This is a genomic window from Pedobacter psychrodurus, from assembly GCF_032678585.1.
Lineage (GTDB): Bacteria > Bacteroidota > Bacteroidia > Sphingobacteriales > Sphingobacteriaceae > Pedobacter > Pedobacter psychrodurus_A.
Genome location: NZ_JAVTSN010000036.1, coordinates 22,213 through 39,585 on the forward strand (window position 1 = coordinate 22,213; position 17,373 = coordinate 39,585).

Below are 17,373 nucleotides of genomic sequence, written 5' to 3' on the forward strand. Positions count from 1 at the left end.
AAAGACATGAAATCGAATCAGATTTTTAAATTATTGATCCTTGTTATGCTTGCCTTAGCAGGATGCGAAAAAGCCAATGTGGATGTAGATACCACTGCTGTTGATGGTTCAGCAATCGGAGAAATTTCGGGTGTTTGGGCAAAAGGTAGCACTCAGGTAATTAAAGGTGATGTGGTGATCCCGGAAGGTAAATCCTTAACCATCGAAGAGGGGGTAACGATTTTAATGGATACACTTGCAAAACCCGAATTTATCGTAAAAGGTAATCTTTATGCGCTGGGAACTGCAGAAAATCCAGTTAAGTTCACGGTGAACGAATTTTATAAAACACCAGCCAAAAAATTCGGGAAACTTTGGGGCGGTATTTTGGCCGGACCAACCTGTGAAGAATTGGTGTTAGATCACGTTATTGTTGAATATGGTGGATCTGCAACTTCAGATGCCTCAACATCTGTTAAAATGGGACTTTATAAAGCTAAAGCTGGTGAAAACTTGCCCGCACTTTGGTTTGCGAATGCAAATGGTAAATTAGTCGTTCAAAATACTGTTTTCAGAAACCTTCAGGAAGATTGTACCTACATTGAGGGCGGAAAAATTATTTTTGCCAACAATGTTTTTTATACCACTGGTGTAACAGGGGGAGAAGCCATGAATTTTAAATCAGGCTGCCTGGCAGATGTGGCTTATAATTTAGTGTATAGTACCAATACCAATGCTTTAAAATTATCGAACACAGGAGATAAAACACCACAGGCCTATATTATTGCCTATAACAATACCATGGTAAATACAGGCTGGAGAAGACCTACAGCCAAAGGAGGATCAATTTGGTTGGAAAGTACCGTACGTGCCGATCTTTATAATAACTTGTTTGCCAATGCCCGTTTCGGTGTAAAAAGAGATCCGAAAAAACCGGAAGATAGCCGCTCTGCTTATAGTAATAACTGGTATTACGGCTATGATCAAACCACAGTTAATCAGTTTCAGCCAACAGGCGACATTGTTGGTGGTAAAAATGATGTAATTAGCAATGTTGCCCAGGCCAACGACCCTAAATTTGTAAATTATCCTTTAAATACCGCGCTAAGCAATGCCGATTTTAATACCACCTGGGATTTTCATTTGCAAGGAAATTCTCCTGCACTGGGCAAGGGGATTACAAACTTTACCCGTCATCATCAGGGAGGAATTGTGATGAAAAATGGAATTACTTATACCTCACCACAGCCGTCAACCTTTGTTGGTGCTTATGGAACTAAATTATAAAATGAAAAGAAATTATATTTTAAACCTGACTATACTTGCCGCTTTAAGCGTAACCGCAGCTTGCAATAACAGTACAATAAAGAGTAGTACCGATATAGCTGAGGTAAAACCATTGTACATTTCAGATACTGTAGATTTTGACACCGATGACCCGGCGATTTGGGTAAACCCTGCAGATCCGGCTCAATCGCTTGTAGTTGGAACCGATAAAGATGAAAACGGTGGCCTGTATGTTTTTGATCTTAAAGGTAAGATCATCAAGGCAAAAACCGTTAAGGGCTTAAAAAGACCAGATAACGTAGATATTGCTTATGGTTTAACCTTAAACGGAAAACCGACCGACATTGCAGTTACTACAGAACGTTTAAGCCACAAACTCAGGATTTTTTCCCTTCCGGATATGAAGCCTGTAGACAATGGGGGAATTGAGGTTTTTGTAGGGGAAACTGGCGCCGAATTTCGCGACCTGATGGGGATTTCCATGTACAAGAACAAAGCCGGACAGATTTATGCAATTGTTGGTCGTAAAAGCGGGCCAAAAGAAGGATCTTATCTTTGGCAATATTTATTAACTGATGATGGTAAAGGCAATGTAAAAGCAGATTTGGTGCGGAAATTTGGTCAGTACAGCGGGAAAAAGGAGATAGAAGCCATTGCTGTTGATAACGAACTGGGGTATGTTTATTACTGCGATGAGCAGGTAGGCGTGCGCAAATATTATGCAGATCCAGAAAAAGGAAATCAGGAACTTTCATTTTTTGGTCAGGGCGACTTTGCTGTAGATAATGAAGGAATTGCAATATACAAAACCGCTGTAGATAAAGGTTATATTCTCGTTTCTGATCAGGGCGCTAAACAACTCAAGGTGTACAATAGGGTAGCTGATCAAAAAGGTGGAGTTTTTAAACATCCTTTGTTAGCCACGATTAAGTATGCAGCAAACCAGACTGATGGAATTGATGTCGTATCTGTTCCGCTAAACGCGGATTTTAAACATGGTTTGCTAGTAGCGATGAGTGACGATAAAACCTTTCATTTTTATAGATGGGAAGATATAGCGGGTAAAAAACTTGCCATAAATTAGATAAATGACGAAGTTAATTATCTAATCACATTATTTCAGGTAATTAAGATTTGTTGATAAGATAACATAATTGCACCCTTGGGTTAAAATGCTTTCTCTTGTTTTGCAATTAAAGAAAAGACGATATCAACATGGAAAAACAAGAGGTAAATGTAAAATCAGATTTGCAGCAGTTTATTGATAAGTTTGAACCTATAAAGTTTAAAATAATGGCCAAAGGAGTAGAAATAAGGGGAATAAATGATATTCATAGAAATATTACCCAGGCCAAAGAAATTATCGAGAGAATGAAGCTTAAGCTGGTGGTATCGCACAATGCCGAAATGCTCAGTTATCGTGGTTTCGAAGTAAATAATCTGTAATTAATTTTAAGGCCTCGTGTTAACATGAGGCCTTTATTTTAAAAAATACCTGTGCAGATGGCTAGTTGACGTATTTTTTAAAAACATTAACCAAACTTTCTGCAATAACCTTATTTCCTTTATCAGATGGATGCAACCCATCGTAAGTCATCTTCATGGCATCTGTAGGATAAGGGTAGTCATCATCTTTTGGATGAAAGGGTATTGTTGATGATTCAGGATAGCTATAGTTTTGGTAATTCCCTGTGGATGGATTTTTTAATCTTTTAAATTTAACCAGTTTTTCTAGTGTAAGCTTTTTATTGTGATAGAGATCAACAACAGGAAAATGCTCATGTTTGCCGATTTCGGCTACGGCTTTCGCAAACATTTCTAAAGTTTGTCCGTTTTTTTCTTTGTACGATCCATAAGCATTGTTATTTGCATCGGCTATATACACAAAATCATTTCGCTGCATAGGCGTAATCAGCACAATTTTGGCATTAGGGTTCAAACTTCTAATTTTATCAATAATCTTACGATAAGCACCACTGGTAGTGCCTGTGCCCGTATTATTGATGTAATCATCAATTGATCCAACAGGAATTCCTGACCACCAATCGTTAGTGCCCAAAAAAATAGAGTAGAGGTCTGATTGCTCGATGCCCAGCTTATCTATTGCATTTGCAATGCCAACGGTAGTCCAGCCGTTATGCCCCTGATTAATATAGTTAACATTTGGCAATCGCTCTTTAACCCTATCCAGATAGCCTTTTTGCGTTCTGTTACCCGTTTCATTCAAATGATTATTCAGGTAGGTAATAGAATCGCCAATGGCTGTCCATTTCATTTCTTTTGCAGGAATAAATGAAAAGTTAATAATGGCAATGAATAAAAGTGACGAAATTAATGGCTTAAATGCTTTTCTGCTCATATGTATAAAAATCTTCGTTCATCTACGGAAAAGATCAGCGATGAATTTAGGGAGAATATTTTAAGTTTTAAGAGTAGTTTATCCTTTTAAAAAAACAGATAGCTGGATATAACCGGAAATATCTATTTTTTTAGGGCGTTGATCGATTTTTGTTTCTTCTTATTTCAAGGCCATATACATTTACATCAAGCAACACGTTCATCACAAGTTAAATAATTTATAGGGGGTTCCTCAGTAATGCGGAACCTTTTTTATTCAACGGTCATTATATTTCTCAAAAAATCAAGTGCATCGGCAGAATGAAGTGCTGCAGTTGATTGCATGGTCAGTTCAGCCGTTTCTGAAGCTCTTTTTAACATTTGTTTTTCGTAAACTGAAATGGCTTCCTGACTATTTTGGAAATCTTCATTTTTAAAACATCGGCTCAGTTCCAAAGCATCAAGCATAGCCATATTTACGCCTTCGCCAGCATAAGGCGGCATCAAATGTGCAGCATCACCAAGCATGGTTAAGTTTGAAACCGTTTCCCAGCTCTGATCAAAAGGCATACAATATTGCGGGCGGGGAACAAAAGCTGTTGATGCATTTTCAAATAGTTCTAACCAAATAGCATCCCAATCTGAAAACTCATTTTTAAACCAATTAATCACCTGGTGTTTATCTGAAAAATCGATACCAGATTCGTTTGCCCAATTTTCTGTTGTATTACAACCCGTGTAAAACACTAAACTGCCATCACCTTTCGAACTTACAATCAGGGATTTTTCGCTACCCATGGCAAATATTTTTCCACCGTTTAATAAAGTATGTATTTTCGGGCTTGCAGTTGCTGATGCATAAACAGCCCCTTCTACAACAGTAACCCCCGAATAAAATGCTTTGATAGGGGTGATGTAAGGTCTGATTTTGGAGTGAGCACCATCTGCGGCGATGACGATATCAGCCTGTACCGAATTTCTATTTTTAAATTCGATCAGCCACGAATCTCCCTCCGGCTTTAACGTTTCGAAATGGCTGTTCCAGATCACGGTGTCTTTCGCTAATGAATCTAGAAGAATCTTTTGTAATGGTCCGCGATCTATTTCCGGGCGGAAAGCCTCTCTATTTTGGGTATCGTTGTCCTCAAATACAATATGACCATGTTGATCCACAATACGTGTGCGATCGGCCCCGGGGCGAAAATTTGCCATAAAAGCATCCATAAGGCCAGCTTCGCGAAGGGCTGCCAGTCCCGATTCCTCGTGTAGGTCTAAAGTGGCTCCTTTTGGGCGTGCATTTTCATCGGTATCGCGTTCGTAAACATTTACGTTAAATCCGTCCATTTGCAAAAGTCTGGCTAAGGTTAACCCCCCAGGACCAGCGCCAATGATGGCAATTTTTTTATCTTTAATATTCTTCATTGTTTTTCTGATTTAATTATCCCTTTAATTATGATTTCACAGCTGGTTAAAATCATTTCTTCATTAATTATCTGTATTGGCCGATCTAAATGATCAAAATATTCGGCTACCAGATCTTGGATGGGCGAAAAGAGTAAGGCTCTGAGTACATCATGTGGTAAATCTGGTATCAATCCGGCCTCAATATTTGTTTTTAAGAAGACGTGGATGGGCGCGAAGAATTCACCTTGCCGAATATTTTTTGCCTGAAAAGCATTATTTAACAAGGGAGAAGATTTTCCATATTGGATTAAAGAGAACGAAGGTTTATTGTTTTTAAGGTAATGAAAAGTATTTAACCATAACCTTTTCATGCCTTCGTCAAAGCCCATTTCAGGATCAAAATTTTCCAATACCGCTTTTTCATAAGTACCGAGAACTTCTTCAATAAAAAGTTTTACCAGTAAATCTTCCTTGTTTTCATATTTAATGTAAATCGTACGGGGCGATATATTGGCTGCTTTTGCCAACTTTTGCATGCTCAGGTTTTCCAGCCCTTCTTCAGAGATGATCTGTAGCGCAATAGATCGGATTGCTTCTTCTTTCGCTAAATTTTTTGGCCGCATATATTCCTTATCATTAGTACGGATCAAAAGTAAGTAAACGTTTGTTTACTTAATAATGTTCTACGAATTTTTAATTTCTGGTGACAATCAGAGGATTGGTAGTTGGATAAATTTTTGTTTTGAATAGTCCGGGGGATGCGTATTATAGTTTGTTTCTTAGGTAGGTATCCCTACAAACCAAAATTTTGAAATACCCAATCGCCTCGGATCGTGTCCTCACGAATCGAAATTAGGATGATACGCCGTTTAAAACTTATCCTTCATCCCAAAGAGCCCCATCAGTCCACCGGTATGGACAGCCAGCACTTTCTCCTCTTGACGGATTATTCCTTTGTACTGAAGATCCTGGATGGCGTAAAACATTTTTGCGGTATAAACGGGATCCAAAAGCAAGCCTGTTTGTGCAGTGAAGGTTTTGATAAATTCGATCAATTCGGGGGTGGTTTTCGCATAACCTCCGAAATGATAATCGAGGTGAAGCTCCAGGTGACTGGAAAGGAGAGTGTATTTCGCTATTTCATCTTTGATAAAAGAGCCCCCTTTTAATACAGGGATGATGTGTAGTTTGGTATGTAACCCGTGTTGCTGAATTCCTTTTAATAAGCCAGCTGCAGTGGTTCCGGTTCCGGCGGCGCAGAAAATATGGTCGTATGTTTCGCTTAGTTCACCAATTACTTCTGCACAGCCGATGGTAGCTTCGACAGATGCGCCGCCTTCATCGATAAAATAAGCCTGGGCATCATCCGCGAAGTGTTGCTGAAACAGCATTTGCTTATTGCGATAGCTTTCACGGTCGGTAAAAATGAGTTTCATGCCAAATAAACTGCACAAAAGCAACATTTCATTTTTCACTTCTTCTCCACGAACAAAAGCGGTCGACTTTAAGCCCGATCTTGATGCTGCGGCGGCAGTTGCCAAAAGGTGATTGGAATATGCACCACCAAAGGTAACCAGGTGCGTTTTGTTTTCTGCCTTGGCTCTGGCTAAAATATATTTGAGTTTACGCCACTTGTTACCAGAAATATAAGGGTCTATAAGATCATCCCTTTTAACAAAGAGCTGGCTAAAGGGCATAAATGCTAATTTTTGTACAGGGCTATATATTTCTTCAAACACGCGTAAAAATAAAGAATATATCAGAAAATTAATTTCTATTAACTTATACCTGCATTAACCACGATACTTTACGGTATACAAACAGCAAAATAAATGCCTTAGAATGTTTTGATTGTGCGTAAAATAAGTCTGTTTTTCGAAAACTGCAATCATTAAAAAATTCTTGAAGTTAAAAGTTTATTTTTGCGCCATGGAAAATGTGGTCGAATTGCAGGAATCAGAAGAGCAGGAATTATATGAACATCTCAAAATCATTGTAGATAAAGGGCAGTCTTTGCTGCGTATCGATAAATTTTTGATGGTGCGCGTAGAAAATGCCTCTCGAAACCGTATTCAGAATGCAATTGATGCAGGCAATGTATTGGTTAATCAGAAACAGATCAAATCGAGTTATAAGGTTAAACCTCATGATGAGATATCTATTGTTTTGCCCCATCCTCCACGCGATACCGAAGTTTATCCGGAAGATTTACCGCTTGATATCATTTACGAGGACAGCGATCTTTTAGTGGTAAATAAAGCTGCCGGCATGGTGGTACACCCGGGTTTTAACAATTATACAGGTACTTTGGTTAATGCCTTGGCATTCCACTTTGAGCAGCTTCCACAATTGCCAGGAAACGATGGTCGTCCGGGTTTGGTACACCGTATTGATAAGGATACCTCGGGTTTATTGCTCATCAGTAAAAATGAAAAGTCGATCACACATTTGGCGCGTCAGTTTTTTGACCACAGCATTACCCGTAAATATATTGCGCTGGTTTGGGGTGATATCGAAAATGATGGAACGGTAACGGGTTACATTGGACGAAGCGTGAAAGACCGCCGTGTAATGGATATTTACGATGATGAAGAAAAAGGCAAATGGTCGGTAACACACTATAAAGTATTAAAACGGTTGGGATATGTAACCTTGATCAGTTGTGAGCTGGAAACTGGCCGTACGCACCAGATCAGGGCACACATGCAACACATTGGACACCCATTATTTAACGATGCCATGTATGGTGGCGATAAGATTTTAAAGGGAACTACCTTTAACAAATACAAACAGTTTGTAGACAATTGTTTCGAAATATTGCCCCGTCAGGCCTTACACGCACAAAGTTTAGGTTTTATTCATCCAAGCACTAAAGAATACATGTATTTCGAATCTCCATTACCACCCGATTTTAAAGCCGGTTTAACCAAATGGGAAAATTATATCGTTACATCATAAAATATGCTTCAGGAGTACCTTTTATTTAATGATGAATTTCATTCAGTAGATGTTCCGGTTTTGATGGCTTCGAACAGAAGTTTCAAATTTGGCGATGGACTGTTTGAAAGTATGCGGATGATTAACAACAAGCTGCAATTTGCCGATTTACATGCCGATAGGCTAACTGCGGGTATGAAAGCGCTGAAAATAGATGGTCATGCCTTAATGGACGATTATTTTTTGCGTCAAAAAACAACAGATTTAGCCAAAAGAAACAAATGGAACGGTAATGTACGCTTTCGCCTTTCGGTTTATAGGGGCGGAGCGGGAGTTTACACACCCGAAATCAATAAAGCGGGTTATGTTTTGGAAGGAATTCCTTTAAAAGCTTCCACATACGAATTAAACAGCAAAGGTTTAATTATTGATGTATTCGACGAAATAACCAAACCGGTTAATAAACTATCTAATTTTAAAACATCCAATGCCCTGCTTTATGTAATGGCCGGACTATTTAAAAGCCAAAACCGCTTAGATGAAGCGATGATCCTGAACCAATATGGTTTTCTTTGTGAAAGTATCAGTGCCAACGTTTTTGTGGTTTATAATAAACAAATTTATACTCCTTCATTGGCTGAAGGCTGCGTAAGTGGTATAATGCGAACGGCGATTATGCAATTGTGCAAAATGAACGATATGCCCTTGATCGAAGCGCAGATTAATCCCGAAATATTAAAGGAAGCCGAAGAAGTTTTCATAACCAATGCTACGCAGGGGATTCAGTGGGTGATGGGCTACGGCAGAAAACGTTATTTTAACGAGGTGTCGAAGTTTTTGATCGATAAACTGAATGCCATTTAGTTCACTGGTTCATTCGTCATTGGGTTAATCGGTTAATTGTTTAAATCGGTTAACTGATTACAAACGCTAAATCGCTATCCCCTGGTCTGGGCGCACAGACCATCAACAATAAATTTAAAAGAAGAGTTGTCAACTTTCAGGCAGACAGGCTAGTAAAGTTGACAATTCTACATATATTATCATTAGCTCATTGGGTTAATTGTTTAAATTGGTTAATTGACTTTAGACTCCAGGCTTCGGACTGCTGTTCACAGTATCTTTTATGTTATAACCGCATTTATCTAAATCAGAGGTATTTTATTTTAGAGAATTTTGGTATTATTGGTTACACACAAATTTAACCGAAATGAAAAAACTACTCATTCTCGTGATGGCTTGCTATGGCCTGAACGCCCGTTCGCAGGAGAACGGATCCAGAAACTTTCTGTACCTCAATTCAGATTCAATCGTTTATGCCCAAAAGATCAGGCTACGCCCCGATTTTTCTGGTTCCTGGACAATTAGGGCCGATTCCAGAAAGGTGCCAACAGGCCAGGTCAAGTTCTTTAATAATGAAGATGGTTTCTTTGCCAATACAAGGAAACTCAATTTTTTAAGACAGTCGTCCTTTGCGGAGAGAATCATCGAAGGTAAGATCAATCTCTACCAGGAGGTTGTTTACGATGATGCTCCATTTGAGGGAGATTATTACAGGTTTAGAGATTATAGACGACAGGTTGTAAACACAAGAATGTTCTTTAACAAGGATTTTTCTGATCTGAAAAAGGTGAGTTATAATAATCTGAATGAGGCAATGGCCGATAACCCTAAAAGTTTAGCCCTCCTAAAACGCTACCGAAGTACTAAAATAACCGGAATTGTAATGTATGTAGCGGCAGGAGCAGCAATTATAGCGAGTGGGGTTACACTGATGTCGGGCTCAGGAATTAAACTTGATGGAAAAGTGCCAAGCCTCGAAAATCGAAGTTATACCGGCAGTTTTGTTTTATTGGGTCTTGGTGCCGGCTTAAGTTTAGGAGGCTTTCTTGTAGGCGAGTCAGGTAAAAAGAATATAGAAAGAGCTATCGATAATTATAACCGATAGTTTATATTGAACAAACAGGCAGGTGATATCACCTGCCTGTTTGTTCAATATATTAATTTTTCAATTATTGATGGCAGATGATTTTTGTTTTCCTAATTTAATCTGTTTTTTAGTAAAGCAAAGCTTGTAGTGCTTCGGTTCCGCTAGTCCCGCCCTCTGCTTAATCCCGATAGAAGGAATCGGGGATAACGCTGTCGGTCGGGTTTATTTAACTCAGGTTTGCAGTATTATCCATGCTGCGTAAACCCGATCGAAGCGAGACCAATTGGCAAAAGCGGGAGCCAGGGTTGGATGAAGCCAAAAGCTACTGCAACTGCTTTCCAAAAAAAATAATGATTTATTAATTGCTATCGAATCAAGATAACGGCCATTTATGGAACCAACTAAAAGAGTTGTCAACTTCCTTGCAAACTGGCTATTAAAGTTAACAACTCACGCTCCAAATTACAACCGCATCCCCCTTAAAAAGTCTTTGATCAACATGCGTTTTTTACCCTCGTACTGAATATCCAAAAGTTTGATGAAACCATCCTTTGCGGCAAATTTTAGATAGGTCTTACCATCGGTTAAAAATCCACCTGCGGTAATGCCAGGTTCTTTATCTTCTATTTCTGCCTTAAATACCTTTAAATTTTTATCGTTAAGTAAAGTAAAAGCCGTTGGGTAAGGACTTAAACCGCGGATTAAATTGTGGATAGCCTGGGCCGAATCGTTCCAGTCGATTTTGCAATCTTCTTTAAAAATTTTTGGTGCATGTTTTAAATCATCACTTTGCGGTTGTGGCTGCTCCCTTATATTACCGGCTTCAATGGCATGGAGCGTTTTAACCAAAAGCGCTGCACCAACAACCATTAGTTTATCATGCAGTTCGCCAGCAGTTTCGTCATCAGCGATCGGAACACTATCGCTTAATATAATATCTCCTGTATCAATTTGTTCTTTAAGGAAAAAAGTAGTTACACCACTTTCTTTCTCTCCGTTAATAATGGCATGGTTAATTGGCGCTGCACCCCGGTATTGTGGCAACAACGAACCATGTAAATTTATGGTTCCTTTGGCAGGCATGCTCCAAACCACCACTGGTAACATCCTGAAGGCTACCACCACTTGTAAATCAGCCTGGTATGACCTTAATTCCTCGATAAACTCAGGGTTTTTTAATTTTTCGGGCTGTAGAACAGGGATTCCTTTTTCTACAGCATATTTTTTTACCGCACTTTCATTCAGTTTTTGGCCACGGCCAGCAGGTTTATCTGGTGCAGTTACTACCGCAACTACATCGAAATTGGCTTGAACTAAGGCATCTAAAGAGGCTACTGCAAAATCGGGCGTACCCATAAAAACTATTTTCATAACGAAATGTTGTGTTTCTAAAAATAACGTGGCTACCCGCGTTAAACTTTTGCAAAATAACTAAAAATAAACCCATACTTATAGGCAAAAAATGGTACAAGGCAAAGATGTTGTTAAAGCAAGTGGATTGGTGTACGTAACTGATGTTATGCCTGGGATTTACCGAAAAGGGAAACCTGGTAAATTTCATTATGAAGATAAGGATGGGAACAAAATTACCGAAGAAAAACACCTCGACCGGATAAAAGCACTGGTTATTCCCCCCGCCTGGCAAAATGTATGGATAGCCAATAAACCGAATGCGTATTTACAGGTCACCGGGATAGATGCGGCAGGAAGAAAACAATATAAATATCATGCAAAGTGGACCAGTCGCCGATCGGAAGATAAATATTTCCGTCTATTTGAATTTGGAAAAGCTTTACCCAATGCCAGGAAGAATCTGGAGAAAGATCTGCGTAGAAAGGATTTTGATGAGCGTAAGGTACTGGCCATTTCGGTAGATGTGCTTCAAAAAACATTGATCCGTGTAGGTAACGAGAGCTACAAGCAGCTTTATGGTTCATTCGGCCTCACTACCCTTCGTGATAAACATGTTAAAATTGAGGGCAGTAAAATCACCATGGATTTTATAGGTAAAAAGGGTGTTCAGCAAAAGGTAGAACTAAATGATCGGTCGCTGGCCAAACTGGTTAAAAAATGCAGGGATATCCCCGGGCAAGAACTTTTTCAATTTTATTCTAACGGAAAAGAACATAAAAGCATCGATTCGGGCAAAATAAATGCCTATATCAAAGAAATTACAGGTGATGATTTTACGGCAAAGGATTTTAGAACCTGGGGCGGGACGCTCGAAGCCTTGCGCCAGTTTTCAAAATGCAGTACCGATGAAAGTTTAAATCTAAATTCGAAAAAAACCATTGTCACTGTTTTAGATTGTGTAGCGAAAAAATTAGGAAATACAAGAGCCGTTTGTAAGAGTTCTTACGTATATCCCTTATTGCTTATCGCCTACGAAAACGATGCGCTTGGCAAATACATGAAAAAAATGAACAACAATAAAGTTTCTGGTAAATTGGGTTTGGCGCATGACGAGAAAGTATTGTTGTCGTTTTTAAAATCGAATAGTAAATAGAAAACCCATTATATTTGTTCTTTTACCCCCTATATGTATATTAACCTTGACGATAACGCAGCTATTTTTTACACTTTAATTGAAGAATCTCCAATGCCAATTGCATTATATATTGGAGAAAAAATGATCATTAAAGTAGCCAACAAAGCTATTCTTAAGGCTTGGGGGCGAGACAGTACTGTTATCGGGCAAGAGCTTGCCAATGCATTACCCGAACTGAAAGATCAACCGTTTTTAGGGATCCTGCAAAATGTACGCGAAACCGGGATTGCTTACGAAAGTAAGGAAGACCGCGTATTGCTCGTTAATGATGGGGTATTGCAAACCTTTTATTTCGACTTTATTTATAAGCCTTTAAAAGATGATGAAGGCCATGTTTGGGGTATTTTAAACAATGCTACCAATGTTACCGAATTGGTTAATGCCCGGTTAAAAGTAAAAGCCAGCGAAGAACTTTTCCGGAAAATGATCCAGGATGCACCAGTGGCAATAGGTATTTTGAGAGGAGAAAATTTTATTATAGAGCAGGCAAATGAAGATTTATTGAGGATTTGGGGGAAAACTGATAAAGTTATTGGCTTAAAACTGATAGATGGTTTGCCTGAAATCAAAGACCAGCTTTTTCCTGAATTATTGGCTCAGGTTTATAAAACAGGCGTAGCACATTATGGCTATGAAACCATGGCGAGGATAGAAAGAGATGGTGCTTTGCAAGATTATTATTTCAATTTCGTATATGATCCGATCCGCGATCAACATAATGTAGTTACGGGGATTATGGTCGTCGCCAATGAAATTACCTCTTCGGTGCATTCGCGCATGGAAGTGGCCAAAAGCGAGGAACGTTTCCGAAATTTATTGCTCGATACACCAATGGCTACAGGCTATTATGAAACTGAAGATATCATTATCTCTTTAGCCAACGATGAAATGCTGCGGTTTTGGGGTAAAGATAAAAGTGTACTTGGAAAACCGATGGAAGAAGCTATTCCCGAATTAAAAGGGCAACCCTTTATCGGTATTTTAAAAGAAGTCTATCGAACCGGTATCCCTTACCACGCTGATCAGCAGGAAGCGCTATTACCCGTGAACGGTAAATTGGAAAAGGTATGGTTTAATTTTACCTATAAACCTTTGCGCAATGCCGAAGGTGAAGTTTACGCTATTTTACATGCAGCTATGGATGTAAGCAAGCAGGTACAGCTTCAGCAACAAAAAGACGAATTTTTGGGTATTGCAAGTCACGAACTGAAAACACCTGTAACCAGTATCAAAGCTTATGCTCAGGTGCTTGAAAGGATGATCAGAAATGAAGGGGATGAGAAAAAAGCAGGCATGGTACGCAAAATGGACCTTCAATTAAACCGTTTAACAGGTTTAATAGGTGATCTGCTTGATGTGACCAAAATTCAGTCGGGTAAAATGACTTTTAACCCGACAAGATTCGATTTTGACCTTGCTGTAAACGAAATAGTAGAAGAAATGCAACACATTACTTCCCAACATCGTATTAAGACCAATTTAAACACCAATAGCATGGTTTATTTCGATCGGGAGCGCATTGGGCAAGTGATTACCAATTTTCTATCCAATGCCATTAAATATTCTACAGATGCCCACCAAATTGATGTAAATACTTATATTCAAGATAATGAGGTAGTTTTAAGCGTGCACGATTATGGTATCGGTATCTCAAAAGAACTACAACATCTGGTTTTCGATCAGTTTTATCGCGTTGGAGGTAACTTGCAACATACCTATCCTGGTTTAGGCCTGGGGCTCTATATCTCTTCAGAAATTATTAAAAATGAAGGTGGCAGGATTTGGGTAGAAAGCGAAGACGGAGAGGGATCTACGTTCTGTTTTGCATTAAAAATCTGATTCCACCCACCGGTTAAAGTAGGTGGAATCATTTATCATTCTTTTGGTGCTTTTTTGATTGGATGAACGGGTTGTTCATCTTGCTCCCTTTGCTTCGCTGGATTATTGGTTTTAGGCGCTTTATTTGGCGTACTGTCATTTTCCTTCCTAACCGTTTTATGGTCAACAGGTTCTCTGCCTTTTGGCACCTCTTCCTGGTAATTGCTTCCAGGTTTATCGCTTTTAACTTTCGGACCGCTCATAATTATAATGATTGAATGATTGAGTTTTGAATGATTGAATGTTAGACGAGGATAATCCCTTCATCTTCGATTCAGTTAATAATAACAATTCTACACTGGTTAAGTTTGAAAAATTACTTGTTTAAATCACTCAATCAATCTCTCATTCAGTCATTCTATAATTCAATCATTAATTATATAGCAGATATTTTTTTCGCATGGTTTTATAGGCACTTAAGCCAGGTTCCCAGCTTGCCCTGATTTCTGCTTCGCTTTTTCCATCAATTACCTGTTGCCTAAAATCGGCCACACCTACCAATCTTTCAATGGTTCCCATTTCTTTACTTAATTTGGTGTTAAAGAAATCTTCCTTTTTTGGTGATGCATTATACAATTCGATTAACCAGCTGATATTTACCTGTTTTGATTTAACCAGTTCTGAGGTATCGTAATTTCTCAAATCCAGTCCATAACATTCCTGATCCTGAAATAATGGTGTTTCCGACATCCCTTTTATGCTTTTTGGCGTAAAACTGAAATCGAATTTGCCTTTTAAATATGGTGCGCCCACCACGGTGAATGGAAACATTGTGCCACGGCCATGGTTTAAATAAGTGCCTTCAAATAAACAGGTAGATGGGTAAAGTAAAATAGATTGTTGCGTGTTTAAATTTGGAGATGGTTTAACTGGTAAGGTATATTCCATGTCGTGGTTGTAATTGGCATTTTTGATAATCTTGATTTTACATTTCACTTTATCTTTTAACCAGCCTTCGCCATTTAACATTTGTGCATACTCGCCAACAGTTAAACCGTGCGCTATTGGAATTGGCTGCACACCAATGCCCGATTTAAATTTAGGGTCTAAAATCGGTCCGTCGATTAAATAACCATTTGGATTTGGACGATCTAAAATCAATAATGTTTTATTGTTCACCGCACAGGCTTCCATCACATGTTGCAAAGTATTAATATAGGTGTAAAAGCGCACGCCAACATCCTGGATGTCAAAAACCATAATGTCGATATCGGCCAAATCCTCAGCTGTAGGGGTGCTATGCTTGCCATAAAGCGAAATAGCTTTGATACCTGTTTTGCTATCAATATCATCATTAACTGTAACTCCTGCGCTGGCATTGCCCCTAAAACCATGCTCTGGACCAAATATTTTCTGAATTTTAACGCCAAGTTTCAACAGGCTATCAACAGAAGTTTCTGTGCCTATAACTGAAGTTGGGTTAACCACCATGCCCACACGTTTTCCCTTTAAAATGGAGAGGTATTTTTCGGTCTGCTCGGCACCTGTTTTAAAAGTTGAGGGCAGCTTAACATCCCTGATCATCAATTTTCTGCTTTCAGGGCTTTTTCTGCCAAGCACTTCCTGTTCGAGTGGTTTTGGTTGCCCACAGGCCGATAGTGAAATTAAACTGGTTAAAACAAAGCTGATATAGTTTTTCATTTTCAATATTGTGTTAGTCTCCGGGATTATTAGCAAAACAATTTACCGTCTATTTTGATTTATGCTATGGGTATTTGCTTATGATAACTTGACGATTGATCTTTAAAGTTGCTTATTTATTTTCGAAAATGCCATTTTTAAAAAGGAATTGAGCATTTTTGTTACTTACAAATTGATTAAATTGAATTTCGAATATTTCATTGCCGGGCGCATAGCCATTAAATCTGAACGTACTTTTTCAAAACTGATCGTCCGTATTGCAATAGCAGGCGTGATGCTGAGTTTAGCTGTAATGATTTTATCCATTGCCATTATAAAAGGTTTCAAAACTGAAATTCAGGATAAGGTAAGGGGATATCTGGGTGATGTACAGATTACACGTTATGATCTGAATAATTCTTTTGAGCATTCTCCATTCGTTTTGGATGCAGAAACCCAAAAAATGCTCAAAACCAATAACGATATAGATTATTATTATCCTTTTGCTACAAAACCAGCCATTCTTTCGGCCAATAGTGAAATAGAAGGTATTAATTTCAAAGGTGTAGACAAAAATTACAAGTGGGATTACATCAAACAACATATCATCAGCGGAACGATTATCGATTTTGCCGATAGCACCGCTGCCATGCAGGAACTGCTGATCTCGAATTATACGGCCAACCGTTTAAAGCTCAAAACAGGTGATGATTTTATCATGTATTTTGTTCAGAACCAGTTGCGGCCGCGTAAATTTAAAATTGTGGGGATTTATGATATAGGGGTAGAGGATATTGATAAAGGTTTTGTGCTGGGCAATCTGAATATCATCAAACGTTTAAATAATTGGAAAGCCGACGAAATAGGGGGTATAGAGATTAGGATCAAAGATTTTAATAAGCTTAAGCCTATAGCCGGGCAAATTTACGACGGACTTCCACGTAACCTGCGTTCGTATTCTATTGAAGAAAATTTTCCGAATATTTTCACCTGGTTAGGACTGCTCGATGTGAATACCAATGTGCTTCTAATCCTGATGCTCATTGTTGGTGTAATCAATATGGTTACCGCATTATTGATTATGATTTTAGAAAAAACGAATATGATTGGGATGTTAAAATCTTTTGGGGCAACCAATTGGAGCATCATGAAGATTTTTCTTTATAATGCGGCTTATCTCATCGGTATCGGCCTTTTACTTGGTAATATTTTAGGTTTAGGGCTTGGTTTCTTACAGCAATCGACACATATCTTCAAGCTTAACCAGGCTTCTTATTTTCTGGCTTATGCGCCGATCGAATTCCATTTTATCGATGTGCTTTTGCTTAATGTAGTTACGGTTGTGGTGTGTTTAACTGTTCTGATTGTGCCTTCACTATTAATCAGCAAAGTTTCTCCATTGAAGGCCATCAGATTTAAATAAAAAAACTTGGGTCACCGAACAGATCAATTT

Annotated in this window: 16 protein-coding genes; 9 read left to right on the forward strand and 7 right to left on the reverse strand. The window is 38.7% G+C overall.

Features of this window, described 5'->3' with window-relative positions; all coding sequences use genetic code 11:
• Positions 1-6 precede the first annotated feature (6 nt).
• The 3 genes from R2S57_RS21195 to R2S57_RS21205 all read left to right on the forward strand — a co-directional run bounded on the left by R2S57_RS21195 (position 7) and on the right by R2S57_RS21205 (position 2,712).
• Entirely contained in the window at positions 7-1,266 is a 1,260-nt protein-coding gene (locus tag R2S57_RS21195) for a right-handed parallel beta-helix repeat-containing protein (RefSeq protein WP_316846944.1), read from the forward strand.
• Between the two features lies 1 nt (position 1,267).
• Positions 1,268-2,350: a phytase gene (locus tag R2S57_RS21200; RefSeq protein WP_316846945.1), complete on the forward strand. Its 1,083-nt coding sequence runs from the start codon at positions 1,268-1,270 to the stop codon at positions 2,348-2,350.
• 131 nt (positions 2,351-2,481) lie between these two features.
• Positions 2,482-2,712, forward strand: a complete 231-nt coding sequence (locus R2S57_RS21205; protein ID WP_316846946.1) for a hypothetical protein — start codon at positions 2,482-2,484, stop codon at positions 2,710-2,712.
• A gap of 61 nt (positions 2,713-2,773) precedes the next feature.
• Here the strand turns inward: R2S57_RS21205 and R2S57_RS21210 are convergent, their stop codons facing one another.
• The 4 genes from R2S57_RS21210 to R2S57_RS21225 all read right to left on the reverse strand — a co-directional run bounded on the left by R2S57_RS21210 (position 2,774) and on the right by R2S57_RS21225 (position 6,704).
• The gene (locus tag R2S57_RS21210; RefSeq protein WP_316846947.1) at positions 2,774-3,625 is read right to left on the reverse strand and encodes an SGNH/GDSL hydrolase family protein; all 852 of its coding nucleotides are present in this window, start codon (positions 3,623-3,625) and stop codon (positions 2,774-2,776) included.
• A 251-nt stretch (positions 3,626-3,876) separates the two neighbouring features.
• Complete coding sequence (locus tag R2S57_RS21215) at positions 3,877-5,025, reverse strand: NAD(P)/FAD-dependent oxidoreductase (protein WP_316846948.1); 1,149 nt, start codon at positions 5,023-5,025, stop codon at positions 3,877-3,879.
• Complete coding sequence (locus R2S57_RS21220) at positions 5,022-5,657, reverse strand: TetR/AcrR family transcriptional regulator (RefSeq protein ID WP_316846949.1); 636 nt, start codon at positions 5,655-5,657, stop codon at positions 5,022-5,024. Before R2S57_RS21220 ends, R2S57_RS21215 begins: the two co-directional genes overlap by 4 nt.
• Before the next feature lie 219 nt (positions 5,658-5,876).
• Positions 5,877-6,704 carry a 1-aminocyclopropane-1-carboxylate deaminase/D-cysteine desulfhydrase gene (locus tag R2S57_RS21225; RefSeq protein ID WP_316846950.1) on the reverse strand — a complete coding sequence of 276 codons (828 nt, stop codon included), beginning with the start codon at positions 6,702-6,704 and terminating at the stop codon, positions 5,877-5,879.
• Positions 6,705-6,936: 232 nt separating this feature from the next.
• Between R2S57_RS21225 and R2S57_RS21230 the strand changes: the two genes are divergently transcribed.
• From R2S57_RS21230 to R2S57_RS21240, 3 genes are all read left to right on the forward strand, one after another.
• The gene (locus R2S57_RS21230) at positions 6,937-7,965 is read left to right on the forward strand and encodes an RluA family pseudouridine synthase (protein WP_316846990.1); all 1,029 of its coding nucleotides are present in this window, start codon (positions 6,937-6,939) and stop codon (positions 7,963-7,965) included.
• Between the two features lie 3 nt (positions 7,966-7,968).
• Positions 7,969-8,808, forward strand: a complete 840-nt coding sequence (locus R2S57_RS21235; RefSeq protein WP_316846951.1) for an aminotransferase class IV — start codon at positions 7,969-7,971, stop codon at positions 8,806-8,808.
• A gap of 346 nt (positions 8,809-9,154) precedes the next feature.
• Positions 9,155-9,892, forward strand: a complete 738-nt coding sequence (locus R2S57_RS21240; protein WP_316846952.1) for a hypothetical protein — start codon at positions 9,155-9,157, stop codon at positions 9,890-9,892.
• Positions 9,893-10,336: 444 nt separating this feature from the next.
• On the opposite strand, the gene fmt is transcribed toward R2S57_RS21240, so the two are convergent.
• Positions 10,337-11,245: a methionyl-tRNA formyltransferase gene (fmt, locus tag R2S57_RS21245; RefSeq protein ID WP_316846953.1), complete on the reverse strand. Its 909-nt coding sequence runs from the start codon at positions 11,243-11,245 to the stop codon at positions 10,337-10,339.
• Positions 11,246-11,336: 91 nt separating this feature from the next.
• Here fmt and R2S57_RS21250 point away from each other — a divergent pair, with 91 nt between their 5' ends.
• A complete protein-coding gene (locus R2S57_RS21250; RefSeq protein WP_316846954.1) occupies positions 11,337-12,380 on the forward strand; it encodes a DNA topoisomerase IB in 1,044 nt (347 codons plus the stop codon).
• 33 nt (positions 12,381-12,413) lie between these two features.
• Positions 12,414-14,261: an ATP-binding protein gene (locus R2S57_RS21255; RefSeq protein ID WP_316846955.1), complete on the forward strand. Its 1,848-nt coding sequence runs from the start codon at positions 12,414-12,416 to the stop codon at positions 14,259-14,261.
• A 35-nt stretch (positions 14,262-14,296) separates the two neighbouring features.
• On the opposite strand, the gene R2S57_RS21260 is transcribed toward R2S57_RS21255, so the two are convergent.
• Both R2S57_RS21260 and R2S57_RS21265 read right to left on the reverse strand, forming a co-directional pair.
• The gene (locus R2S57_RS21260; RefSeq protein ID WP_316846956.1) at positions 14,297-14,503 is read right to left on the reverse strand and encodes a hypothetical protein; all 207 of its coding nucleotides are present in this window, start codon (positions 14,501-14,503) and stop codon (positions 14,297-14,299) included.
• Positions 14,504-14,672: 169 nt separating this feature from the next.
• Positions 14,673-15,824, reverse strand: a complete 1,152-nt coding sequence (locus R2S57_RS21265; protein ID WP_410479098.1) for an exo-beta-N-acetylmuramidase NamZ domain-containing protein — start codon at positions 15,822-15,824, stop codon at positions 14,673-14,675.
• A gap of 265 nt (positions 15,825-16,089) precedes the next feature.
• On the opposite strand from R2S57_RS21265, the gene R2S57_RS21270 reads away from it, so the two are divergent.
• Positions 16,090-17,343, forward strand: a complete 1,254-nt coding sequence (locus R2S57_RS21270; RefSeq protein WP_316846958.1) for an ABC transporter permease — start codon at positions 16,090-16,092, stop codon at positions 17,341-17,343.
• Positions 17,344-17,373 lie beyond the last annotated feature (30 nt).